Source organism: Flavobacterium sp. UBA7680 (genome assembly GCF_002482975.1).
Taxonomy (GTDB): Bacteria; Bacteroidota; Bacteroidia; order Flavobacteriales; family Flavobacteriaceae; genus Flavobacterium.
In genome coordinates this window covers 11056-34929 of sequence record NZ_DLHA01000042.1, presented here as the reverse complement: position 1 = coordinate 34929, position 23874 = coordinate 11056, and the positions used below count along the sequence as shown (strand labels likewise).

Annotated in this window: 21 protein-coding genes and 1 pseudogene; 8 read left to right on the top strand and 14 right to left on the bottom strand. The window is 34.6% G+C overall.

Annotation, left to right across the window (positions count from 1 at the left end):
* Nucleotides 1–347: 347 nt before the first annotated feature.
* The 5 genes from B3C18_RS18530 to B3C18_RS18510 all read right to left on the bottom strand — a co-directional run bounded on the left by B3C18_RS18530 (nt 348) and on the right by B3C18_RS18510 (nt 4731).
* On the bottom strand, nt 348–806 hold the full coding sequence (locus B3C18_RS18530) for a sterol desaturase family protein (RefSeq protein WP_291149997.1): 459 nt from the start codon (nt 804–806) through the stop codon (nt 348–350).
* Nucleotides 803–1276 (bottom strand): SRPBCC family protein, encoded by a 474-nt coding sequence (locus tag B3C18_RS18525; RefSeq protein WP_291149994.1) that lies wholly within the window; start codon nt 1274–1276, stop codon nt 803–805. Before B3C18_RS18525 ends, B3C18_RS18530 begins: the two co-directional genes overlap by 4 nt.
* A 437-nt stretch (nt 1277–1713) precedes the next feature.
* Entirely contained in the window at nt 1714–2550 is an 837-nt protein-coding gene (locus B3C18_RS18520) for a phytoene/squalene synthase family protein (protein ID WP_291149991.1), read from the bottom strand.
* Nucleotides 2551–2557: 7 nt separating this feature from the next.
* A complete protein-coding gene (locus B3C18_RS18515; protein WP_291149989.1) occupies nt 2558–4045 on the bottom strand; it encodes a phytoene desaturase family protein in 1488 nt (495 codons plus the stop codon).
* A gap of 20 nt (nt 4046–4065) precedes the next feature.
* Nucleotides 4066–4731, bottom strand: a complete 666-nt coding sequence (locus B3C18_RS18510) for a MarR family winged helix-turn-helix transcriptional regulator (protein WP_291149980.1) — start codon at nt 4729–4731, stop codon at nt 4066–4068.
* A gap of 542 nt (nt 4732–5273) precedes the next feature.
* Here B3C18_RS18510 and B3C18_RS18505 point away from each other — a divergent pair.
* Nucleotides 5274–5804: an RNA polymerase sigma factor gene (locus B3C18_RS18505; protein WP_291149978.1), complete on the top strand. Its 531-nt coding sequence runs from the start codon at nt 5274–5276 to the stop codon at nt 5802–5804.
* On the top strand, nt 5804–6592 hold the full coding sequence (locus B3C18_RS18500) for an anti-sigma factor (RefSeq protein WP_291149976.1): 789 nt from the start codon (nt 5804–5806) through the stop codon (nt 6590–6592). The genes B3C18_RS18505 and B3C18_RS18500 overlap by 1 nt, the downstream gene beginning before the upstream one ends.
* Nucleotides 6593–7244: 652 nt before the next feature.
* Here B3C18_RS18500 and hemA read toward each other — a convergent pair.
* The 5 genes from hemA to B3C18_RS18475 all read right to left on the bottom strand — a co-directional run bounded on the left by hemA (nt 7245) and on the right by B3C18_RS18475 (nt 11239).
* Entirely contained in the window at nt 7245–8549 is a 1305-nt protein-coding gene (gene hemA, locus B3C18_RS18495; RefSeq protein ID WP_291149973.1) for a glutamyl-tRNA reductase, read from the bottom strand.
* 255 nt (nt 8550–8804) lie between these two features.
* Nucleotides 8805–9398, bottom strand: a complete 594-nt coding sequence (locus tag B3C18_RS18490) for a hypothetical protein (protein WP_291149970.1) — start codon at nt 9396–9398, stop codon at nt 8805–8807.
* A gap of 19 nt (nt 9399–9417) precedes the next feature.
* Nucleotides 9418–9852 carry a hypothetical protein gene (locus tag B3C18_RS18485; protein ID WP_291149968.1) on the bottom strand — a complete coding sequence of 145 codons (435 nt, stop codon included), beginning with the start codon at nt 9850–9852 and terminating at the stop codon, nt 9418–9420.
* Nucleotides 9853–9982: 130 nt separating this feature from the next.
* Nucleotides 9983–10822, bottom strand: a complete 840-nt coding sequence (locus B3C18_RS18480; protein ID WP_291149965.1) for a DUF5777 family beta-barrel protein — start codon at nt 10820–10822, stop codon at nt 9983–9985.
* A 27-nt stretch (nt 10823–10849) separates the two neighbouring features.
* Complete coding sequence (locus B3C18_RS18475) at nt 10850–11239, bottom strand: OB-fold protein (RefSeq protein WP_291149962.1); 390 nt, start codon at nt 11237–11239, stop codon at nt 10850–10852.
* Between the two features lie 169 nt (nt 11240–11408).
* On the opposite strand from B3C18_RS18475, the gene B3C18_RS18470 reads away from it, so the two are divergent.
* The 6 genes and pseudogenes from B3C18_RS18470 to B3C18_RS18445 all read left to right on the top strand — a co-directional run bounded on the left by B3C18_RS18470 (nt 11409) and on the right by B3C18_RS18445 (nt 15696).
* Entirely contained in the window at nt 11409–11777 is a 369-nt protein-coding gene (locus B3C18_RS18470) for a hypothetical protein (RefSeq protein ID WP_291149960.1), read from the top strand.
* A 14-nt stretch (nt 11778–11791) separates the two neighbouring features.
* Entirely contained in the window at nt 11792–12331 is a 540-nt protein-coding gene (locus B3C18_RS18465; protein ID WP_291149959.1) for a YceI family protein, read from the top strand.
* Between the two features lie 44 nt (nt 12332–12375).
* Entirely contained in the window at nt 12376–12927 is a 552-nt protein-coding gene (locus B3C18_RS18460) for a YceI family protein (RefSeq protein ID WP_291149958.1), read from the top strand.
* Between the two features lie 48 nt (nt 12928–12975).
* A pseudogene (locus B3C18_RS18455) lies at nt 12976–13861 on the top strand (helix-turn-helix transcriptional regulator).
* Between the two features lie 118 nt (nt 13862–13979).
* On the top strand, nt 13980–14993 hold the full coding sequence (gene hemH / locus B3C18_RS18450; protein ID WP_291149956.1) for a ferrochelatase: 1014 nt from the start codon (nt 13980–13982) through the stop codon (nt 14991–14993).
* A gap of 148 nt (nt 14994–15141) precedes the next feature.
* Nucleotides 15142–15696 carry a fasciclin domain-containing protein gene (locus B3C18_RS18445; RefSeq protein WP_291149953.1) on the top strand — a complete coding sequence of 185 codons (555 nt, stop codon included), beginning with the start codon at nt 15142–15144 and terminating at the stop codon, nt 15694–15696.
* 405 nt (nt 15697–16101) lie between these two features.
* Here the strand turns inward: B3C18_RS18445 and B3C18_RS18440 are convergent, their stop codons facing one another.
* The 4 genes from B3C18_RS18440 to B3C18_RS18425 form a co-directional block, all read right to left on the bottom strand.
* A complete protein-coding gene (locus tag B3C18_RS18440; protein WP_291149944.1) occupies nt 16102–17655 on the bottom strand; it encodes an FAD-dependent oxidoreductase in 1554 nt (517 codons plus the stop codon).
* A 1018-nt stretch (nt 17656–18673) separates the two neighbouring features.
* The gene (locus B3C18_RS18435) at nt 18674–19165 is read right to left on the bottom strand and encodes a hypothetical protein (protein ID WP_291149941.1); all 492 of its coding nucleotides are present in this window, start codon (nt 19163–19165) and stop codon (nt 18674–18676) included.
* Nucleotides 19162–22635, bottom strand: coding sequence for a DUF6443 domain-containing protein (locus B3C18_RS18430; protein WP_291149938.1), 3474 nt, complete (start codon nt 22633–22635; stop codon nt 19162–19164). The genes B3C18_RS18435 and B3C18_RS18430 overlap by 4 nt, the downstream gene beginning before the upstream one ends.
* A 31-nt stretch (nt 22636–22666) precedes the next feature.
* Nucleotides 22667–23874: DUF5977 domain-containing protein (locus B3C18_RS18425; RefSeq protein ID WP_291149934.1), on the bottom strand; the 1208-nt coding region annotated here is incomplete at its 5' end.

Sequence of the window (23874 nt, the reverse complement as noted above, 5' to 3'; positions counted from 1 at the left end):
AAAAGCTAAAAAAAGAAAGCCTTGCTTCAAAAAAGGCCTTCTAATAATACTAGACTGCTTTCTGAAAAAAACATCTGGGAAATACTATTCTTAGGTACAATTATCTTCAACGATAAAATTCCTAAAGCACACTGATAATTTAAAATCAAAACAGCAGAATAAGAAGATTATAGAAAAACTGATAAAGCAGTTTTAGAAGGTTAATCTTATTATATTAGATGCGTAAAACCAGACCTGGAATTTTTATGCTCCTGCACCTCATAAGCAACCCATATATCTCAGAGAATAAAAAGGAACAGAAATCTGTGCAGTTGATTTAAGAAACACCAAAAATCTTTTTCGGGATTTCATACTTTATCTTTATTAAAATACATTTTGAAATATTTTATTGGTACCCACAAAAGCCCAAAACATTCACCTTCTGCCTTGCCCAAATGTTTATGATGCTGCTTATGTGCCCTACGAATAGCCAGCAGATAAGGGTTTTTGGAGTTTTTTAAAAAATCAATCCTTTGATGAATAAAAATATCATGTACAAAAAAATAAGTCATTCCATATAAGGCAAGACCTAAGCCTATATAAAACAAATAATTAAAATCGTTTAACCAACCAAAATACATTAGAGCAATAGCCGGTAATGCAAAAATTACAAAGAAATAATCGTTCTTCTCAAGAGTACCTTCTATACTATGATCATGATGATCACGATGCAATACCCATAAAAAACCATGCATTACATATTTATGAATGGCCCAGGTGACTGGTTCCATAAGTATAAAGGTTATGAATACAGTTATAAAGTTCATATTTGGTTCTTTTGCTTGTTGAATAATTGTTGCAATACCTCATAACGAAAGTCGAAAATATCTTCAAGTTTTTCCTTTATGAAAAGACGGTGTGCCAAATTACCTATTACTCCAAATGGCAGTTCATAATTTACCGTATCTATCATCAATACACCATCTTCATTAGAGAAGAATTCATGTCGATGGCTCCACAACTTATAGGGGCCTTTTTGCTGAAAATCGGTAAAACTTTTTTCATGATCTACCTGTACTATTTTTGTCTGCCATTTCAGCGGTATGCGCAGTAAAGGTGAAACTATATAATCAATAATCATTCCTTCATATATGGTCTCATTCGGCAGATCACTAACTACTATAAAGCCCATATCCTTCGGGGTAATTCTCGAAAGATTATTGGGTGAAGAAAAAAAAATCCAGGCACTGGCAGTATCGCAATAGAGCTGTTGTGTTCTTTTTAATTGATGAATCATTTTATATTTTTAAAATTAAGAATTATCATATATTTCTTAAGAAATGCAAATATTATATTTTAGTGTTGAACATAATATTTTTGATCTTTTAAAAATGACGAGCAATTACTCTGGACAGATAACCTCAGAAGCCTAATTTCTAAATTGTCAGGTTTTGAAATTACGTCATCTTCAATATTTCTTTTGCCTTTTTAAACGTCTGGAGTTTCGAAATAGGATTATTGCTATCATTCAGTCATAAATTCTGAAATGATCCGAAATAAAGTTCGTGTACCGTACAATCAATATCAGTGCGCAAAGCTTCATTTTTTTTCTGGCAAAGCTTTTTGTCTGAAACTGCTTTTTCATAATTCATTCTAACAGTCTCCAAATTCATGCTTTCTGTACTATAAATAGTCATTGATAGGAGATAAAAAATTCAATTTATCTTATGAATTTCATAGTATTGTCATTCTGTATTGTACATAACTACTCATCGCAAGGGAAATTTTTTGCCCGTTGGGAATACGCACCCGCTCACTCATAATTTTTTCAGCAGACGTATTTTTTATTTTTTTGAATAAAGACAGATAATATTTGTAAGCCAGGTAAACACCAAATTTTGAAGAAGATGGTAATTTTTTTATGCCAATTAATGCTTCTTTGAACTCTGCTTCAATCTCATTTTCAATTTGACTCTTTATTTTGTTGTTAAAAATCCTCATGTCGATATTTGGAAAATACGTGCGGCCCAAAATATTATAATCCTCCTTTAGATCACGCAAAAAATTTACCTTTTGAAAAGCCGAACCTAATTTCATTGCATAAGGCTTTAGGGTTTCAAATACCTCTTTGTTGCCTTCGGTAAATACCTGCAGGCACATAAGCCCTACCACTTCAGCCGAACCTAAAATGTATTCTTTATAAAGATCAGAATTATAATCCATTTGCTGCAAATCCATTTCCATACTATGCAAAAACTGCTCGATCAGGATTTTATCAATAGCAAATTTATTTACTGTATCCTGAAACGACTGTAAGACAGGGTTCAGGGAAATACCTTCCTCCAAAGCATTCCATGTCTGAGTTTTAAAACGTTCTAAGAGAAGTGCTTTGTCATAATCGTGAAAGCTGTCTACAATTTCATCAGCCAAACGCACATACCCATAAACAGCATAAATATAGGGACGTATGGAGGGTCTAAGTGCCAGAATTCCTAGTGAGAAACTGGTGCTGTATTTTTCAGTGACCATTTTACTTACTTTATAAGCCAATTCATCAAATATTTTTTTCATACTTGTTTTATGTAATATTATTTACTTCTTTCGCAACAATTTTACCTGAGATGATAGATGGTGGCACTCCTGGTCCCGGCACGGTCAATTGCCCTGTATAAAACAGATTGGATAACTGCTTATTTTTAATCGATGGCTTCAGCACTGCTGTTTGTTTTAATGTATTAGCCAGACCGTATGCATTTCCTTCATAAGCATTGTAATCGTTTGTAAAATCATCAACACAATAGCTTCTTTTATAATCCATTTTTGATAGCAGATCATTTACGCCTGTATGTTGCTCCAAACGTTGAATCATTTCCTGGAAATAGCGCTCACGAATAGTTTCATTATCAGTCAGCCCAGTCGCCAGCGGCATCAAGAAGAAAACATTTTCATGACCATCCGGCGCTAAACCAGCATCAGTTTTAGATGGGCAGCACACATAGAACAAAGGCTTTTCAGGCCATTGCTTGTCTTCATAAATAGTAAAGATATGATTGTCCATATCATTCTCAAAAAATAAGGTATGATGTTTAAGATTGGGGATTCTTTCTTTGAATCCCAAATAATAAATGAGACAGGAAGGAGCAAACGTCCTGCTTTTCCAGTATTTTTCTTTATAATTTCGCAGCTCCTTATTTAGCAATGTTTCTGTATGATGATAATCTGAAGAAGCAATAACAGCATCAAATTCCTTTAGTTCTCCGTTTACCACTATTCCCTTAACTGCACCTTCATATGTAACGATTTTTTCCACAGGGCTGTTAAAATGAAAAAACGCACCCTGCTCTTCTGCCACTTTTTTCATTGCCAATACCAATTGGTAAAATCCTCCCATCGGATACCAGGTTCCCAAAACATAACCTCCATAATTCATCAAGCTGTAAAGTGCCGGGATATTTTTAGGTGAAGCACCAAGGAAAATAACAGGAAATTCCATTAATGCTTTTAATTTTGGGTGGGAAAAATATCTGCTAACATATGCTCTGAAATTAGAAAGTAAATCAAGATTTAAAGCAGTGACTGCAATCTTTGGAGAAAAAAATTCAAACCAACTATGGCAGGGTTTATTTACAAACTCCTGCATTCCTACTTCATATTTGTACTTTGCAGACAGCATAAATTCATCCAGTTTTTTACCTGCTCCTTTTTCCAAAGTTTCAAACAATGCTTTCAGGTCTTCGTAGGATTCTGGAATCTCTATATTTCCATCTTTAAAAATCATTTCAAACTGAGGATTTAAAGACACAAGATTATAAAAGTCAATGGCCTTATAACCAAAATCCTTAAAAAAACCATTGATAATATCAGGCATCCAATACCAACTTGGCCCCATGTCGAAAGTATAACCATTATCTGTACAGAACTGCCTAGCTCTGCCTCCGGGCTGGGAATGCTTTTCAAATACATGCACTTTATTTCCTGCATGAGCAGCATAAGCAGCTGCTGAAATACCGGAAATACCGGAACCAATTATAGCAATAGTTTTTTTACAATCTGTTTTTTTCTGCATGGATAAAAAATGGTGGAATATTAATTATTGTGAATTAAATATTTACTGTAAACTCTGTCAATAAGTTGTGAAGAATCATGATTTTCAGCAAAAATAGGCTTATGAAAATTTTCTAATTTCTGAAGCAGTTTTATTAATTCAATCTTTTCAGCATAACTAAGGTTACCGGTAACAATTTCAGTAGCCTGTTTAATTTTTTTCATACTCTGATCCAATACTGATATTCCATCGGGAGTAATCAAAACAATCTTACTGCGCCTGTCTTCCAATGAACCGTTTTGTTCTATCCAGCCCTTCTTTATTAAACGATTGATTATTTGCATCCCAACAGGTTTTTCATGGATGTTTTTTTTAATCAGATCTGTTTTTGTCATCGCTCCATAAGCCTTTAAATTGATTAGATATATAAAGTCTTCCTGCGTTGCGAATCTGGAATTACATATTGCTGATTTGGAATAGGTTTTTGCATATCTGTTCATATGAACAATTAAAGTATTTATGATACTTTCTGGAGTCCTTCCGTTTTCTTTTCCTTCCCAGTCAGGTTCTTCAGCCACTTTCTTTTTTTCACTTTCAAAAATCCAACTCTTGAATCCTGCTAAATCCTTAGAATAGTATTTGCTATCAATACTTGTATCAAAATTTTTAATTAATTGAAGTACTTCTTCGATAAGCTTATAGTTCATAATGGAATGAATAAAATAATTATTGGTATACAAATATACTAATTAATTAAATTATTAGCATATTTGTATACTAATAATTCAATTTATTTTTAATGAAAAAATTGGTTATGTGAAATTTATCAGAATAAAATTTAAGAATTTACGTAATTTAAAATTTAGGCTGCCAATTTGCAAAATGATTTAATCATAGTTATCCCTGGTCTAACCATCTGATTCTTCCTCAGCATATCCACTTTGACCTTTCTCTTCTTCATCTCTGATACAATGAAAGGTGTAAATTTATAAACCCAGCGTTGGATAGCAGCATGATCCACAATCACTCCCCTTTCTTCATTATTTCTTCAACATCTCGATAACTTAAAGCAAACCTAAGCTTGAAATATACCGCCTGCAGAATGATAGACTTTGGATAGCAATGACCTTGAGTATTCATTTTTATTAGTTTTGAACAACCAAAGATAAAACTTAGTCATAGATGCGACAGAACCGGCATTACCGCTTTATAAGAAATTAAAATTTATTTAAACTTTAAATCCAATCCTATGAGCCAAGAAGAATTATTGGTATTAATCCGCAAAAAAGACCAGAGAGTCTTTACCCATCTATACGATATGTATTCAAAAAGCTTGTTTTCTGTCATACATGTTCTTATTAAAAACCAAGAGGAAGCCGAAGATGTACTACAGGAAGTTTTTGTAAAAATCTGGAAAAACATTGATTATTATAATGAAAGTAAGGGGCGATTCTATACCTGGGTCCTTAATATTACAAGGAATGCATCAATTGACAAGCTTCGATCCAAAAATTTTAATAACAGCCAGCAAAACCTTTTCTCTGATAATTTCGTAAATATGTTAGACGACAGCAATAAACTCACAAATAAAATTGATACAATTGGAATTCAGGAGTTCATAAAGAAACTCAAACCAAAATGCATTGAGATTATTGATCTACTGTTCTTTAAGGGATACACCCAGCAGGAAGCTTCAGAAGAACTTGCCATTCCGCTGGGCACATTTAAAACCCAAAACAGAAACTGTATTAATGATTTAAGAAATTATTTAAAAATATAATGGAAGCAAAAGAATACATAGACTCAGGAACTCTGGAACTTTATGTTTATGGTTTATTAACCGAAAAAGAAAATCTAGAAATAGCCGAACTAGCTAAAACTAACAAAGAAGTAGACCAGGAAATTGCTGCAATTGAAAAAGCTGTTGTGGCTTTATCATCAAGCTTTGCTCCTTTCCACTCTGTAGAAAATTTCGAAAAAATTAAAGCGCGTTTAGAACTTAAAAATGCTAAAGTTGTAGATTTAAAACCTGCATCAAACTGGACACAATATGCGGGCTGGGCAGCGGCGGTTTTATTACTGCTTGGTTTTGGATACCAAACTTTAGAATTAACTAAATCAAAAGAAGAAATATCTAATATTGGAAATGAGAAAAATAAAATCGAAAGAAATTATGCTTTTCTAGATCAGCAGAATAAACAAACGCAGAAAAACTTAACGATTGTCAGAGATATTAAAAATACTAGTGTAACCCTTGGCGGTCAAGCAGTTTCTCCTGCATCTTTTGCAAAAGTATACTGGAACCAGCAGACAAAAACGACTTATATTGATGCCGCAGGTCTGCCAGCACCTCCAAAAGGAATGGTTTACCAGGTATGGTCCTTAAAACTAAGTCCGGTCCTAACACCGACCAGCATTGGTCTTCTGGATAATTTTGAAGGAAATTCGCAAAAAATATTTGCTGTAAACAAAACTGATTCAGCCGAAGCTTTTGGAATTACACTTGAACCTGCAGGCGGAAGCTTAACACCTACAATGGAAAAGCTTTATACTTTAGGAAAAGTTTAAACATACAGGTAATCCTTACCCAAAAAACGCATATCGATCTTATTCTATATGCGCTTTTTGGTCTTTATGGCTGCATGCTGTTAATGGAACTTGACCTTTATGAATTGCACCAGACACATAAAATTAATGCTTGATTTATCATTGATGATCTCAAGCATGGACTAAAGTATCTTGCCGCAGAGATCCTGCATTTTGAGCGCAAACTCTTTACAAGACCGGACACGGCCTGGGCGATTATATATAAGCAAATCGCGTTCAGCCGATAAGGCTTTTTTTTATACTTCTGGATGCAGAGGCATTTACGGGCATCTTTATCATGCTCTTAATATAGATCCCTCCAAGAATATAATTGTTTTACTTTAAGAGCTTTTCGAAGTTGTTTTAGTTCTTAAGAATCTGTATCTGATTATATACAAACCGCTTGAGCTGAATTGGAAAGAGTTTTTTCAAAAGTCTCCATTAATAAATATGCTCGCCTTGGATCCCAATTCATCGGCTGATTCCTTGATTTTTTCCACGCTCGCAGCTTAATCAACTGCTTCAGCAATGTAAATTTGTTTTTTTTTATTCCAAGATATTTATTTTTATTTAAACAGTCTTAAAATTTATGCCCCAGTAAATGCAGAAACTCCAGCCTTTTATTTTAGAATTTTCAAGACAGGTTAATTTTATATTTTTCTTCTGCTTTTGAAGGACTATTTTTTTGCGCATACTGTCCAATTTGGAATACTTTTTCAATAAATTCAATACTTTGATCTACTGAAGTATTTTCATTTTTTAAATGGTTTGCAAAATGGTTTGTTAATTTTTGAATAATTCTGGAACTGATTAAATCAATCTGAACATCATCAAAATTGGTTGTTTTCTTTTTTTGAAAAGCAAATTCAGCCGATACAATATCATTTAGTTTCGCTTTTAATGCATGAATAGTTGGTACACATTTTCGACCGTTTACCCAGGCATTGAGTTCTAATTTCATATCGTCAATAATAGCTTCTGCAGCAGGAATATGTTGTTTTCTTCTTTCCAGCGTATCATCAGTAATTTGAGATAAATAATCCAGATGTATTAAAGTTACACCTGATATTTCTTCTACATTAGTATCTACATTTCTTGGAATGGACAAATCCAGGATCAATAAGGGTTTCTGTAAATTAAATAATGTTTTGTCAATAGTCGGAATTTGCGCACCTGTTGCTACAACCAGCACATCTGCCTGCTGTAGTTCTTCTTGTAAATTGTCATAATCTTTTACAATAACATTCAGTTTTCCAGCCAATAATTCGGCCTTGTTTTTTGTTCTGTTTATAAGAACTATATGGCTGTTTTTAGTATGTTTTACTAAGTTTTCGCAGGTATTTCTTCCTATTTTTCCTGTTCCAAATAACAAAATATTTTTATTTCCAATATCTGCTACATTTCGGATTATATATTGTACCGATGCAAAAGAAACGGATGTTGCACCAGAAGAAATTTTAGTCTCAGTTTTAACTTTTTTGCTCGCCTGGATAACAGTATTTACTAAACGGTCCATAAAAGTGTTTATCAAACCTTCCTGTTTACTATGATTAAAAGCGATTTTAATCTGGCTGATGATTTCAAAATCGCCCAGAATCTGACTGTCCAGGCCTGTCCCTACACGAAACATATGGTTAACAGCTTCTTTATTCTTATATATATAAGCAACCTGCTGAAACTCTTCTACAGAACCATTGCTGTTTTCGCAAAGCAATTTGATGAGTTCGTAAGGATGATGGGCAAAACCATAAATTTCAGTTCTATTGCAGGTAGAAGTAACGATCAGTGATTCTATCCCTTCGGCTTTGGCCTGCATCAATAAATCAGATTGCGCTTTAGTATTTAAACTAAATTTTCCTCTTATAACTGCATCTGCTTTCTTGTAACTTAACCCTAATGCGTAAAAAGTGGTGGATCTGGACATATTAAAATTTTCCATATTTATGCTCTGCTTAAAAGTTCAAAAAATTATTACTAACTAATTTATATATAAAAATGCCAGAAGGATTTAATATATCGCTGTGGAATAAATGGATTCAAATTGTCAATTTTATATAATTTCATGCCATTATACATGATATCAGAGTTTCAAAATATTTATATACTGATTCTATAATATATTAAGAGTCCAGAACTGCAAATAGTATTGAAATATAAAACGCTGCCTTTTTCAGGCAGCGTTTTAAAAAGAAAATTATTTTTGAACTATAGGAGTTCTCAATGATTCCAAAACAGCAACTATATCGGTATAAAGCTCTGTATTTGAAGCAACGCCGTTTGCATTTGCCGCAGCTCCAACATATCCTTCGAATTTTGTATAATCCGCACTGCTGGATTTTGTTCCCATACGAGGATTTTTTGCAGGATCATGCGCCGCTGACATACTCAAGCCTGAATATGTATTTACAGCATTGGTACCTCCCGTATTAAACGAAAAGAAATCAGTAAGGTTATCTGATAATTTAGCAATATTGGTAGACTGGGTAGTTCCAGTTTCTGCCAATAAAGGAGCAAAATGTGCCTGCAGGTTTCCTGAAGCATTGGATTGAATATCAGCAACAATCAATCCGATAGTTGAATTTACCACTTTGCGGAAACTCAAACGTCCCTGTTCGATCATCTGGCCTGAATTATCCGGATCGGCAACCATTTTAGTCCCGCCTAAGCGTTCATAGATTGATGCCTTTACAGGAGGTGCAGGAGTTTCGTCGTCATTACTGCTGCAGGAAATCATAGCTGAAGATGCAGCCAGTAATACACTAAGTGTAAGTTTTGAATAAATTTTCATAATAAAGATATTAAAAGGGTTAATTAAAAAAACGATTTATTTTTTGAGACAGTCTATAGCTCAAACTGTTTTGATCCATAGGACAGACTTCTTTGGCTGCTAAATTTGCCGGCAGTATATAACGCTTAGCATCATAACGCCCTTTAGCCATCAGCTCATTGAAAACTTTCTCCGAGTTTGTAATTTTATTATTGTGGAAATACACCACAACATTTCTTTTAACAATAATAGAGTCTGATGTCAGGCCTTTTATGCTTCTCAGGTCGGCACAGATTTGTCTGGCCTGCAGAGAATCGATATCTGTTTTAAAATCGATTCTGCTTACCTGGAGATTTGGAGTATCATAAACGGGTGGTTTTGCTGTTATAATGTGAAAAAATAAAATGGCGATAAATAACCCAAATATTCCGATCAGTATAAAAAGTCCTCTTTTGATTATTTTATTAGTTTTCATAGTTCTTTTAAGTTTTTAAAATTATCTACGTGTACTTCATCGCTGCGGTTTTAGAAATATTTAAAAATGGATCAATTTAGAATCATTTTAAATACAGAAATTACCTAATAATTTAATTATAAAGGAGATACTAGAAAACCCGGGCAAGATTGAATCCAAAAAATATATCTCCTTTTGTCCAGTCGCCAGTGGTCCTTCCCAGATATCCGGTTTCATCAATTGCCTGAGAGCTGGTAAAATGCATCTGAAAAACATGTCCGCCGGTTTCCAAATCAAAACCTATAGATAATGGGTTTTTATAAAGAGAATTAGGGGCCCTGTTAAAATGCGCCGCATAATCCATATTTAAGGACCAGCGTTTAGCGAATTTATATCTTCCACCAAACCCTAAAGCATATTGAGTATTGCTTTGGTCTACGTCTTCAACAAAATTTTGATGAAAGAATGATGGCACAATTTCTAAAGAAAGTTTTTCAGAAAATTTTCTTGAAATCAGCAGCTGCGCGACATACGTAAGCCTGTCTTTAAATTGAAGTTTAGGATACAGGCTTTCTTTTAGCGTATTGTTGATAGACAAACTGTTAAACCCAGCAATAGTAACAGGAAAACCGTCCTTTATTTGAGGAAACAACATATACTTTGCTGCAAAATCATAAGCAAATTCACTTCTGGCAGCACTTACATTTAGCCCATTTGTTAGACCGTAGATAAATTTAATCTGCGTATTGGCATTATCGAGTCCATAAAACCCTTCAAAGCCATCTTTAATGGACCCGAATCGGTGTGCAACAACAAAATACAAATCCCCTTTTGCCGCTAATTTTGTAGATTCGAGATTAACAATTTTCAGGGCTTTGAATGCAGAGGTCACTTTTTCTTTTGCAGAAGGAGTTTCTACACCAGACAACAAATCGGTTTGGGAGAAGGTTAACAGCGGGAATAAAAAAAATAATAGAATAAAGTTTTTCATGTGGTTAGTTTTAAATTGTTATTTGTATTAGTGTACAACTGAAGATTGGTCTATTTTAAATTCCTCGAGCAATTCGTCATATCCTAAAAAACGCCCTTTAATCTTGAGAGTTTTCCCGGATGTAATATTTTGGGGCAGACGGTCTTTGAATGTCACAAATATTTTTTCGCTCATAACAATTCCATTACCAGCTTTGTCAATACTTGTTACCCGTGCAGATAATTCAATTGTTTTGTCCTGATATTTGATGTAAGCCAGACTATCGTTTGAAGCAAACTCTTTTTCCAGTTCGTTAACGGTTACAACATAATCAGCAGTTTCTGATTCTATGTCCCTATGCCCTTTGTAGATGTAGAACAAAGAAAAAATTCCGATTATTATAAAAAGGGAAATTGTAGTTAGTATTTTTTTTCTCATAACTTGTTTTAAGTATTTGGATTTATTTACGTTAAAAAATACCTATTGGATTTAAATCATTAAATAAGCCTTTTGTTAAATCTGTATTATTCTTTTCAACGTATATGATTTTAAAATGCCTGATGATTCTTAAAAATCATCTATTTATTTATAACTAAAAACCAGTCTTATGAATTTAAAAACCCTTTTCGCCATCTCATCATTAGCATCAATTTTTGTAAGCTGTGCCAACGATGATCCAAGTACTTTAATTGACTCTACACCAATTAATGGTTTGGCAACATACAACCAAAATGTAAAATCTATTATTGATAATAACTGTGTTGTATGCCATGCGGCAGTTCCTAAAAATGGCGCGCCAATGTCTTTAGTTACTTATGAACAGGTGAAAAATGCAGTTTTAAATCGAGGACTGCTGACACGAATTTCTTTAGAAAACGGGAATAGTTCATTAATGCCGCAAGGTGGACCAAGACTGCCTCAAACTACCATAGATATTATAAATAAATGGAATCAGGATGGATTATTAGAACAATAATCCAGAACAAGAACATGAAAAAAATCATAATAATGCCAATGCTATTGGCTTCTTTTATTGTTTTTTCACAAGAAAAAATAGTAACCAAATCAGCAACAATAACCCTGGAAGCTTCAGTTCCTTCTTTTCAGCCTGTTGCCGGGACCAACAGCAGCGTAACTTTTGTTTTAAATCCCGTAACAGGCGAAGTGGCAAGTCTTGCATTAATGAAAGGATTCCAGTTTGAAATGGCATTAATGGAAGAACATTTTAATGAAAATTACATGGAAACCGATAAGTTTCCAAAGGCTATTTTCCGGGGGCAAATAGAAGGGTTCGACATTAAAAGTCTAACAGAAGATTATAAAGATTATACCATAAAAGGAAAATTAGAAGTGCATGGAAAATCCAAGGATATAAATGCCGGTGCAAAAATTACAAGATCGGGTTCCCGAATTACCTTCATATCTGATTTTGAGGTAAATGCAAGTGATTTTAGTATTCCAATTCCGTCGCTTATTAAATATAAACTGGATAATAAAGTCAAGATTCAAATTATTGCAGTTTTAAAATAAGAGCTAAACAAAACAGAATTATTTTAAAAAATAAAGGTGAAATAATGAAAAAAATAATACTTATTACAATGCTATTTTTCTGCGCTATTGGTGTATCACAAGAAAAAATGGTCAGTAAATCAGCAAAAGTTACTTTTGAAGCTTCCGTTGCTTCTTTTGAAGAAGTTAAAGCAGTAAACAAGAATGTTACTTTTGTTTTGAATCCGTCAACAGGAGAGATTGCAAGTCTAGCCCTGATGAAAGGTTTCCAGTTTAAGGTTGCTTTAATGGAAGAACACTTTAATGAAAATTATATCGAAAGTGACCAATATCCAAAAGCAGTATTTAAAGGGAAAATAGAAGGATTTGATCTTCAAAGCCTAAGCGTAAATCCTAAAGATTTTATCATTAAAGGTACATTGGAACTTCACGGAAAATCAAAGGATATAAATACTGCTGCAAGGATAAGCAGATCACTATCAGGGGTTAGCATTTCATGTAATTTTAGTGTAAATGCCAGTGATTTTAACATTGAAATTCCAAATTTGGTTAAAAGTAAGCTTTCCAATAAAATAAATATCCAGGTTGCCGCAGTCTTAGGGGCAAATAGGCAATAACCGCCTAAAAACTATCTTGAAAAGTCAATAATTTTTTATATAAAAAAAATGGAGGAAGAAATAAAAATTGAGGACGGCCTTACCCTTTTGCGGTTTCAGAACGAGAGTTCAGAATCTTTTTTTGCACAGCACGAAATTGGTGCTGGCCTGTTACAGTTTCATTTCGGACTAAAAGGCAATGCATTGTTTTTGTCCAATCAGGATCATTGTGCTTTAGAACTGAAAGAGGAAAAATCCCTGATTTTGTGCAATCTGCAGAAACAGTCATTGCTTCATTTAGAGCTTTCTCCAAATTCATGGGTGATTTCAGTGATTGTTTCGATTGAGAAATTTCACTCATTATTTTCCGTTAAAGCAGATTATATTACTATTTTAAGCCCCGATAATAAGAAAAAAAAGGATTATACCGAAGGGAACATTAGTCCTTCGATGGCTATTGTTTTGAGACAGTTGTTTCATTACAGCCTTCATCCCTCCCTAAAGAACCTTTATTATAAAGGAAAAGGATACGAATTGCTGAGTTTGTATTTCAATAAAATGGAAGATCCAAACGCAGGACAATGTCCATTTTTGATCGATGAAGATAACGTGCTGAAAATCAGAAAAGCTAGAGAAATCATTATCGCCAATATGGCCGAACCACCGGGATTACAGCAATTGGCAGATGAAATTGGACTGAACATGAAAAAATTAAAAATAGGTTTCAAACAAATTTACGGAGATACGGTTTATGGTTTTCTGTTTGATTACAAAAATGGATTTCGCCAGAAAACTGCTTGACAGCGGTTCCTACAATGTAAATGAAGTGGGGCTTAAAATAGGTTACAGCACCGGAAGCCACTTTATTGCGGGATTCAGGAAAAAATTTTCCACAACTCCAAAGAAATACCTGATGTCTGTTACTACCAACTTTAAAACAGCGTCGATTTTGTAAATTACAGCATAAAAAAAATATATTTTTCCTTTTTCTAAAAGGCAGCCAATACTATTTTTAGCATCAATTTAAACAACAAATACTTAAAGCGTGAAGCGTAAAGTAAAAAGCAAAAAAAATGAAAGGTGTATTATTAATAAATTTAGGATCTCCCAAAAGCCCGACACCAAAAGATGTAAAGCCCTATTTAGATGAATTTTTAATGGATAAATATGTGATCGATGTTCCGTATTTACTAAGAGCTTTATTAGTCCGAGGCATCATCTTAAGAAAAAGACCCGAAGAATCGGCACATGCTTATGCAAAAATCTGGTGGGATGAAGGTTCGCCCCTTGTGGTGCTTTCAGAAAGAATGCAGAAAAAAGTACAGCCTTTGGTAAACGTTCCGGTTTCTTTGGCAATGCGTTACGGAAGTATGACTATTGAAAAAGGCCTGCAGGAACTGCACGAAAAAGGCGTAACGGAAGTACTGCTTTTTCCGCTGTATCCGCAATATGCAATGGCTTCAACGTTAACTATTTTGGTTAAAGCAGAAGAAATTCGCAAGGAGAAATTTCCACAAATGACTTTTACCGATGTTCCTGCGTTTTACAATAAACCGGATTATATAAGGAATCTGGCGGATTTAATTCAGAAACATTTAGCGGGATTTCAATACGATCATTTGTTATTCTCGTATCACGGAATCCCGGAACGTCACATCCGCAAAACAGATGTAACCAAATCCCATTGCAAAATTGACGGGTCCTGTTGCAGGACACCTTCGCCGGCACATAATTTTTGTTATCGTCACCAATGTTACCAAACCACAAAGCAAGTCGTACAATTATTAGGTCTTCCCGAGGATAAATACAGCTTAACTTTCCAGTCCCGACTAGCTGGAGATAAATGGCTGGAGCCTTATACTGATATTGAAATTGATAAAATGCCGGCAAAAGGAATTAAAAATCTGGCTGTCGTAACACCTGCTTTCGTTTCGGATTGTTTAGAAACACTCGAAGAAATCGCCATGTGCGCCAAAGAAGATTTTGAGAAAAATGGAGGGGAAAATTTCCTGGCTATTCCCTGTTTGAATGACGACCAGAACTGGTGCCAGACTGTTAGCAGCTGGATTAATGACTGGGCTGAATAATGCTAAAATAGCAATAGGGAATATTGGAGCTTTCATTATTAATATATCAATTCGCCTCTTGTATTCATTTTAATTTATTTTTTTACCTCTTTTAAAACCAAAAAGAATATTAAAGCGTAAATGACTTTATAACTTAAAAAAAGTAATTATGAAAACTAGAAAATTTTTAGCAGCAGCAATCCTGGCATTAGGATTTGGATTGACATCATTTGCACAAAAAACAGTAATGGTTGGCGGAGCAGCTATGTATCCTAATAAAAATATTATAGAAAATGCGGTAAACTCAAAGGATCATACCACCTTGGTAGCAGCAGTAAAAGCAGCAGGATTAGTTGAAACTTTACAAGGTAAAGGGCCATTTACTGTTTTTGCGCCAACAAATGAAGCATTTAGTAAATTGCCGGCTGGAACTGTTGAAACATTATTGAAACCTGAGAATATTAAATCATTACAAACTATATTGACATATCATGTAGTGGCCGGTAAAATGAATAGTTCTGATATTGCAAAAGCAATAAAAGCTGGTAAAGGAAAAGCTTCTTTAAAAACAGTGAGCGGCGGAACTCTAACTGCCTGGATGGATGGAAAAGATTTGTACATTAGTGACGAAAGCGGCAATAAGTCTAAAGTTACAATTTCAGATGTAAATCAATCTAATGGAGTCATACATGTAGTGGACACAGTACTGCTTCCAAAAATGTAGTTTGCTGAAAATAAATTACAATTAAGCCCTGAAATTTCAGGGCTTTTTATATAATTACTATGCGACAAAATAGTAATAGTCAATTGTATAAGAGATTTTGATTACCATTTTATTGCCAGCTCAGGACTTTAAATATTTTGGACCTGATATTTCTTTTTCGGAAAAAATTAAGAATATATCTTTTTACTACAAAGTACATGAACTAACCATTCATAGCCATAATCTTCATTCTTAAACATCTCGATAATTTAAAATAAATCTAAACCTGAAATAAACTGCCTGCTGAATGGTAACCTTTGGGCAGCAATGACCTTCGGTATCCATTTTCGATGCGCTAAAAATTCTAACTCAAAAAGCGACAGGAGCGTGATCAAAGTCTATAAGGGATTTTTTTCGTAACGATATTCAAAAAATCTTTTTTTGCAGCCCGATATCGGAAGGTCCGCTGAGTACAATGCCCAAAGGGCAGAACCTCGAAACCTTTGAGATGCTGTCAAAAGTCTTACATTCCTTATTCCATTCCAGGTCCATACCGCTGTGGGGACAGGTTCCCTCATAGAGGTGCAGTTTTCCGCTTTTATCCCGGTAGGCCGCAATTTTATCATCTCCCGCAGTAATAATCCTGCCCTCTTCATCTGGCAGGTCCGAAGCTGTTGAAATATCCCAGGCAAGCCATTTTCGGGCCTTATCCAGTGAAGCCCTGCGAATTTCATTAGTATCCTCTTCGGCTTTCCTCAGCGGAGTCCGCGACGGATCATATAATTTTTCACAGCTGTTTCTTTTTCCATTAATAAGATCCTTAATAATAAGGGCACCTAATGCCCCGTCCGAAATTTCGTTTACTGCAGACCCTTTCACAATAAAAATATTCCCGCCGGCTGAACTTCTGCCTATCAAAGGCAGCAGATCGCAAGGCCGCATTATTTCTCCCGACCATTTACAGTCAGCAGCGGTGAAAGAAGGAAAATACATTTTAGTCCATAAAGCAAGCTTTTCCATTCTCTGCTCCCTTTTTTCTGTTTCAGGCTCATATCTTGCTGATGTATCATATAAAGCTTCTGCAGTTAAAAGATCGTACTGGGAATCCAGTGCTTCCACTACAGCATTATGATTGGGTCCGGAAACCAGCTGGGAATATAAAGGCCGGGTTTCACTCCAGAATCCAAAGGGTATTGTACCCTTTGGAATTTTTACTCCGATGCGGTACGCTTTCTGCATATTGAGTCTGGCTGAGAACTGAGGCAGCTTGTTGATCAGCATATCGCAAGCAAGTACAATATGGTCCGATTGTATGAAATAACCGTTAATATCTGCCCCTTGGTCAGAGATTTTTTCAACATTTGAGTGGTCAAAAAATACCCCACCCTGCTCTATAAATGCCTTAAGAAGCCCATTAAGAAATGAGGCAGCATCACATTGGGACTGTCTGGAAAGCTGCAGACATTTTTTGTTTTCCGCCGTCTTACAAGACGGTATAGAATGAAGCATCTTTACCGGAAGCCGCAGGGACCGGGCAGCGGCATATTCTTTGTCCATCCTGCTGTCATCTTCATCCGCACAAGGAAATAAATAACTCTTCACTTCCTTATATCCGCATTGTATTGCTTCCTGCCTTATTACAGAGGTAGTCCATTCTAATGCATTTTTGTAACTCTTGAGAACTTTGGCCGCTTTTTTCACCCCTATCCTGTCTGACATGTCATAATAACTACACGTTATGGGGTTTGCTATACTGGCTGTGATCCTCCCGGCCCCGCTCTGGTGAGGCATTGCCGTGCCTGCCAGTAGCACCTTCCTGCCGGATTTTCTTAACCAGTAGGCAGCGCTGATACCTGCAGCGCTTGTACCGATAACTAAAATCTCTGTGCTGTGATTGCATTTGATTTCGCTTCGAATATCCTTGGTAGATGAAATACATTTTGTAGCCCCGTCCAGTTCTAAACATTTATCTGTATTCATAACTTATCTTATTATAAATTGAAGCCGTTATCAGAATAAAAATATAAATTCTAAAAGTTTTAAATTTAATAAAATTCTTACAAGAAAAAAATAAAATGTCTATAAATTTTAAAGTTCAGGAAATGATAATTTATATGATTATCCAGCAAATCTTCCGCTGGGGTCAGGATGTAGAAGCTTAAAGTCAAAACGGCATTTTTAATCCCCTGTTTCATTATAACACCAATCATTACAACATACATTAAAACGCTGGCAATTTAGCTCTAAAAACTACAAATGAGTTTTTAATAAGCAATTGGTACACAAATAACTGCATTTTTATGGTACGAATTTTTGGTGACTGGTTCCAGTGGAGTTGATATTTTTTTTGCGACTGTCACAGAACTTTAATTTCATATTGCGAAATATTCTGTATTTTTAATATATTTGTGATACAAAAAAAGAATAATACTGCTGTCTGTTAATTAGTTAGTATTTAAATTTTGTGTATGATTTATTATTGAAATAGTAAAATTTGAATTTGGTGCAGAATCGGTGCACTTTGGTCAAAGACATTTATAAAACCAGTATAGACAGGACTTCAGCGATAAAGTTCGAATCCTGCTCTCCCCACAAAAAAGGTAAACCTGTAAATCGAAAGATTTACAGGTTTTTTTCTTTTATGGCAGTTTTCATTTTTTTTAAACCACTCAAAATCTTCGTAGCAAAATCGTGGCACTTTTGTTTACCAAGTAAAACTGCTACAGAATTTGAATTAAACCCTTACCGAAACAGGGATGAAGGAGGTTAGCGACTTGTTTTTTACGCTATAATTCTACATTTATTAATCTAAAACAGTTGAATTATGTTAGGAGCAACTTTATCATAAAATAGCGAAAAAGCCACTTCTTACGAAGTGGCTTTTTTGATTTTGGACAACCTGAAGGTTGTTTTATTTTTATGCGATATTACTATAAATCTCTGATTTTCTGAAAATGTTAGATGTAATAATTAATCACCAACACATCTGATACATTACCTATTTTATCACTAAATTTGATACATTAACAAATGTTCCAATATCAATAGTTGACTTATCATTTACTTTATGTAACAAAAAATGAAGAGTGTCTATTTTAGTATTTTTGGCGTATCTTATCATAAACACTCCATTGCCTGAACCTAAATTACCAAAATGTTTTTCCTCTATTTTCCATTCTAAAAAGTATTCACTTTTCTTAAACTCTTTGCTTGTTTTTTTTAATTTCAAGACAATTTGATTATTTGAAGATAATGCAACTTTTCTTTTTTCTCCTTTTATAACTTTATAATGCCAAACTTTTTCAATCCATACAGAATCAATAATATCTAAATGTCCAGTTTGCAATTTATTTACTGTAGAAAGATAAAAACCATTTTCTTTTGAATTTGAAATTGTTGAAGATGCTTGAGGTGTTGCTGTATTGAATTCATTACAACTAACACACATTAACGTCATAATGCATAGACTAATTAAACCTTTCTTTCTCATTTTCTTGACAATATTGTTCGCGGTACGTTCTTATTTGCTTGTTTTATAGAATGGTAAATATTATTGGGAACTACTGTATCATAAAAAATTTCTCCTGCGGAATAACCTCCATATATTTTATTAGTGTCAATAGTTCTAATACCTAACTTATTTAAGGTTGTATTTACGGCTTGCCCACAATTATTAAAAATAAGTGAATATTTACTTAATGCCTGTTTTGTCATTTCCTTTTCTCCTTTTTCAGCTGTGGACAATTGTATTTTAATTACTACACCTTCCTTATATTCCGAATAATCCTTATCTGCAAAAAATTCATTAATAGTATTAAATCTGTCTTTCCTAGCATCTAAAGCAGGCCCGCCAGTCAATGGGTTATTGCCACTATTAGAATTTTCATCTTCATCTCTACCCTCTTTTGAAATAAACACCCATCCCGTATCGTCATTACCTACTAATAAAGCATTATGTCCAAACCCTCCTGCTCCTTTTGGTGCATTTACTACAGCAACATAATCCCCTTTTTTGTATTGTTCTTGTTTAGGTGTAGAAATACCATGACTTGCTTTTGCTTCTTCAAATGATACTTCTTTATCTCCATCTTTATAAACTCCTTTTCTTCCTGAATTATGGGCATTCCAATCGTAAGTAGCTAGCATTCCATCTGGGTCAATAAAAAATACAGGATTATTATAACAATAGGTAAATGGTGACCATCTTCTAGACATTTCTGCTAATGGGTCAATATTTATCCAACGTCCAAGAGCAGGGTCATAATTTCTAAAACCATAATCATAGATTCCAAGCCCCAACTCGTCCTGCAGTTCCTTCCCGTTATACTTATACTTATTCTCAACTCCGGTTTTAACGTTGTTATAACCGTCGTGTTTTAAACCAAAAGGATAAAAATTACTTTCTTCTTTAATAGTAAGACTTTTATCATAACTCAAACGAACGTTACCTAAATGATCTTTGTATTGATATACATATTTATAAAATCCTGATACAGGTTCAACATAACCCTCAGAAGTTGGAAAAAACTTCAATACTGTATTATCATATTGATAACCTCCTAAATAATCCGTTGTTACAACAGCTTTACTTGTTTCATTTACTATTTTTTGAACTTTCTGTCCTGTTGCATTGTAAAGATATACAATGTTCCCTGTTGTGGCAAAAGTTATTTTGGCTGGCAGGTTCAAGTGATTATAGGTAATAGTGGTGATATTTTTGTTATTATCTTTAATCATATTACCATTGACATCATAGCTGTAATCATCAACTGCATTGGCAGCACTGTCGACAAAACCTCCTGCTTTGTAAGTTGTAGCATTATCAACAACTTTTGTAAGCTGATTTGAGCTGTTACCTGTACCATAACTATAGACTAAATTATCGATCTGCTGTATAGCTGAAACATTACCATTACGAGCTAAAGACATGATATTTCCATTTTTGTCATAGGTTAAAGTTTCGTCATAAAAATTATTCACAGTACCGTTCTGTTTAAAAATTCCTGTTTTTAAACGATTTATGTTATCATACACATATCCATATCCTCTTAAAATAGTTTCTGAATTATTACTTGTCCAATAGGTTTCTGAAATGTTTCCATTATATAATGCACTTACACCAGCTGTAGTTGTTGTATTATAATTAATCTTAAAAGCAAAAAGATCTTTAGGATCTCCTGATTTACTTAAAGCTGCTACATCATTAATTCCTGTAAGCCATCCACGAATGTTATAAGTATAATTTACGTTTTGCGTTGGTGCTGCTGTAGTATTACCTACTTTTTTAGAAATCAATTGTCCTAACTCATCATAATTATTACTAACAATTAATTCAACCGTACCTCCATTTATTTGGTTAGTTTGTGTAAGAAGACGATCCTGTGCTGAGTAAGTAAAGACATCTTTGGTCATAATTTCTGTATCAGTACTTACTCTTTTATGTTTTGTAATAACATATTCAGGTTTTCCAGAAAAATAAAGTTTGGTATCCGTATAAGTATATCCTCCTAAATGGTTTTGAGTATAAGTACGAATAGGTCTTGCTCTATCATCATATAAATTGTATGAAAACTCGTTTTTATATAGCGTACTGGTTTCTAAAATACGTGTCCAGGAGCCAGTTGCCAATCCTTTGGGTTTTACAGTTGTATTGTAATAAACCGGCTGTGTCTCCACAGAAGCTGGAATTGTTGGCGCATTAGGATAATTATAATCATCATAATAATTTACCGTTAACACATGATATCCAGATGTTGGCCAGGCATTATTATTATAACGAAAAGCCACGCCATTTATAGTAGTATTCGTTGTACCTGCAATTTTGGTTTCGCTGTAGTTTGCCGTTAATGTATTTTGGGCATCCTGAAATGTTTTTCTATCTAAGTTTGTAACACTACCTTGCAGCCATGCTGTAATTATAGGACGATTTAATACATCATATTTAGTTACAACCCATCCTACTGATGTAATATCTGAAAAAGGAGAGTTAGCAGGCCCAGAAGCCACTACTCTATCTAATTTGTCGTATACAATAAACTCCCATTGTTTACCCGGCAGTTTTTTCTCTACAAGTCTATTACGTACATCATATTTGTATTGGTAACATAAATTATTTAAAATATCAACAGTAATAGTTTCCTCTGCTTTTGGAGGCAATACATAGATTAAATTTCCATATGTATCATATACATAATAGGTGTCATGTTTAACTCCTGCATCATAAGTTCTTTTTAAAACTACTTTTCCATCCTTATTTTTAAATTCTACCGTTGATCCTGAACTCTCTGTTGGGTTTGCAGCAGAGTTTTCGTCGTAGATAACATTTTTTTGAAGTTCATTTGCCACATAATATCCTCCATCTACAAAAGCAATGGTATACAAACCTAAAGATGCATCCCAATTTGTTGTTGCTCTATACAATTTTACTTCATCTGTTTTATTGCTCTGGTAATCTGTTTTAATTTCATGACCATTATTCATTGCCCAGGAAGCTCCGGGAGCCGCTTGTTTCAATACTCTGCTTAAAGGAGAAGGCTCAATGCTTTTCTCCGAAAACGGATTAGTGGTATTGTCATATTTTGCAGTATTATAAAGTCCGTTCAGTGACGATAAAGAAGAAGCAATCCCAATTCTTTGGTAATTGACCGTACTGTTTGAAAGCCAGTACGGCAAATATTCTCTAATTTGTCTTCCATAATTATCGTACTCAATAGGAGTTATGATATCTGAACTGTTTCCACCTTGATTAATCGCAGTAGTCTGAACTGGCCTTCCTAATCCGTCAAAATAAGTAACATTTTGAGTCACTTCATCTTTGGTTAATGTGCTATAATTGGCAGATTGAACCGCTTTTTTGGGTGTCGAGGTATAAACAAAGTTATCATCGCTAAAAGTCTGTGCGTGTAAAGTACCAGAACCTGCAAACAATAACAAAACTATAATTATTATGTATTTTTTCATCTCTTTTGAATGTTTTAAAAAACTGATTTTGCTATTCTTCAAGTTCACCAGGGTTTAGACAGCGTCCTGTTTCATTTGCATAAGCTGGTCCATATGTATTAGCTTCTATCCAGGCTTTGTTATCAGCATCTGCTTGGGATATTGTTGATTGATAAGTTCCGGCATAAACGTAGTAATACACATAAGGATTTGTTGTTCCTGCTGGACAATCTGTCTTGTAAAACTTTGGATTTATCATCACATTATAGAATACACATACTCCATTTGAATTAGCATATGCCTGTCCATTATTATTGACCGCTGACTGAGCTAGCGCGTCTGCTGCTGCCTGAGAAGTAGTCGAACTATAAGTTCCCGCGGCAACTGTATAAGTTACAGTAGATCCTGTTCCTCCTGCTGCACAGTTATTTTTGGTAAACTGACCGCTCTTAGCCGCGTTATAGTAAGTACAGGTTCCGTTTGAATTTGCGTACGCTTGTCCTTGACTATTAAAAAGAGCCTGAGCTTGATTATCTGCATCTGCTTGAGAGATACTTGAATAAATCACACCATCATTAAAATAGTAGGGAACCGTAGATGGAGAACTTCCTGCCGGACAGTTATTTTTTACAAATGAACCGCTAATTGCTTTACTTCTAAAATAACAAGCACCGGTAGTATTAACCTGGTACTGACCATCTTGATTAAACTTAATATTTCCTCTATAATCTGCATCAGCCTGAGAAGAATTAGATGTTACAGCACCTGCAGCCTGACTAAAACTTATTGTAGAACCAGCACCTCCAGGAGCACAATCATTTTTGGTAAAATTGCCACTTTGAGCTGGACTGTAAAATGTACAAATTCCGTTTGCATTGGCATTTGCCTGTCCATCAGTATTAAACTTAGTTAATCCTTTTGAATCAGCATCTGCCTGAGAAATAGTAGAAGTAGAAACTCCGGCAGCCTGACTATATGAAACACTAGACGCTGTTCCGCCAGAAGCACAGTTATTTTTTGTAAAAGAACCGCTTCGAGCTACACTATAAAAAGTACAGATTCCGTTTGCATTGGCATTTGACTGACCATCCGCATTGAATTTTGCTAGTCCTTTTGCATCGGCATCAGCCTGAGAAATAGTTGAATTAGAAGCTCCAAATGCTTGACTGTAGCTCACACTAGATCCGGTTCCTCCAGAAGCACAATTATTCTTAGTAAAAGAACCGCTTAGAGCTGCACTATAAAATGTACAAATTCCGT

What these genes read in the sequence shown, in the direction of transcription:
- B3C18_RS18445 (WP_291149953.1), top strand. Translation starts at nt 15,142, where the DNA reads ATGAAAACTAGAAAATTTTTAGCAGCAGCAATCCTGGCATTAGGATTT.
- B3C18_RS18510 (WP_291149980.1), bottom strand. Translation starts at nt 4,731, where the DNA reads ATGAACTATAAGCTTATCGAAGAAGTACTTCAATTAATTAAAAATTTT.
- B3C18_RS18490 (WP_291149970.1), bottom strand. Translation starts at nt 9,398, where the DNA reads ATGAAAATTTATTCAAAACTTACACTTAGTGTATTACTGGCTGCATCT.
- B3C18_RS18530 (WP_291149997.1), bottom strand. Translation starts at nt 806, where the DNA reads ATGAACTTTATAACTGTATTCATAACCTTTATACTTATGGAACCAGTC.
- B3C18_RS18515 (WP_291149989.1), bottom strand. Translation starts at nt 4,045, where the DNA reads ATGCAGAAAAAAACAGATTGTAAAAAAACTATTGCTATAATTGGTTCC.
- B3C18_RS18480 (WP_291149965.1), bottom strand. Translation starts at nt 10,822, where the DNA reads ATGAAAAACTTTATTCTATTATTTTTTTTATTCCCGCTGTTAACCTTC.
- B3C18_RS18435 (WP_291149941.1), bottom strand. Translation starts at nt 19,165, where the DNA reads ATGAGAAAGAAAGGTTTAATTAGTCTATGCATTATGACGTTAATGTGT.
- B3C18_RS18500 (WP_291149976.1), top strand. Translation starts at nt 5,804, where the DNA reads ATGGAAGCAAAAGAATACATAGACTCAGGAACTCTGGAACTTTATGTT.
- hemA (WP_291149973.1), bottom strand. Translation starts at nt 8,549, where the DNA reads ATGGAAAATTTTAATATGTCCAGATCCACCACTTTTTACGCATTAGGG.
- B3C18_RS18440 (WP_291149944.1), bottom strand. Translation starts at nt 17,655, where the DNA reads ATGAATACAGATAAATGTTTAGAACTGGACGGGGCTACAAAATGTATT.
- B3C18_RS18485 (WP_291149968.1), bottom strand. Translation starts at nt 9,852, where the DNA reads ATGAAAACTAATAAAATAATCAAAAGAGGACTTTTTATACTGATCGGA.
- B3C18_RS18520 (WP_291149991.1), bottom strand. Translation starts at nt 2,550, where the DNA reads ATGAAAAAAATATTTGATGAATTGGCTTATAAAGTAAGTAAAATGGTC.
- hemH (WP_291149956.1), top strand. Translation starts at nt 13,980, where the DNA reads ATGAAAGGTGTATTATTAATAAATTTAGGATCTCCCAAAAGCCCGACA.
- B3C18_RS18525 (WP_291149994.1), bottom strand. Translation starts at nt 1,276, where the DNA reads ATGATTCATCAATTAAAAAGAACACAACAGCTCTATTGCGATACTGCC.
- B3C18_RS18460 (WP_291149958.1), top strand. Translation starts at nt 12,376, where the DNA reads ATGAAAAAAATAATACTTATTACAATGCTATTTTTCTGCGCTATTGGT.
- B3C18_RS18505 (WP_291149978.1), top strand. Translation starts at nt 5,274, where the DNA reads ATGAGCCAAGAAGAATTATTGGTATTAATCCGCAAAAAAGACCAGAGA.
- B3C18_RS18465 (WP_291149959.1), top strand. Translation starts at nt 11,792, where the DNA reads ATGAAAAAAATCATAATAATGCCAATGCTATTGGCTTCTTTTATTGTT.
- B3C18_RS18475 (WP_291149962.1), bottom strand. Translation starts at nt 11,239, where the DNA reads ATGAGAAAAAAAATACTAACTACAATTTCCCTTTTTATAATAATCGGA.
- B3C18_RS18430 (WP_291149938.1), bottom strand. Translation starts at nt 22,635, where the DNA reads ATGAAAAAATACATAATAATTATAGTTTTGTTATTGTTTGCAGGTTCT.
- B3C18_RS18470 (WP_291149960.1), top strand. Translation starts at nt 11,409, where the DNA reads ATGAATTTAAAAACCCTTTTCGCCATCTCATCATTAGCATCAATTTTT.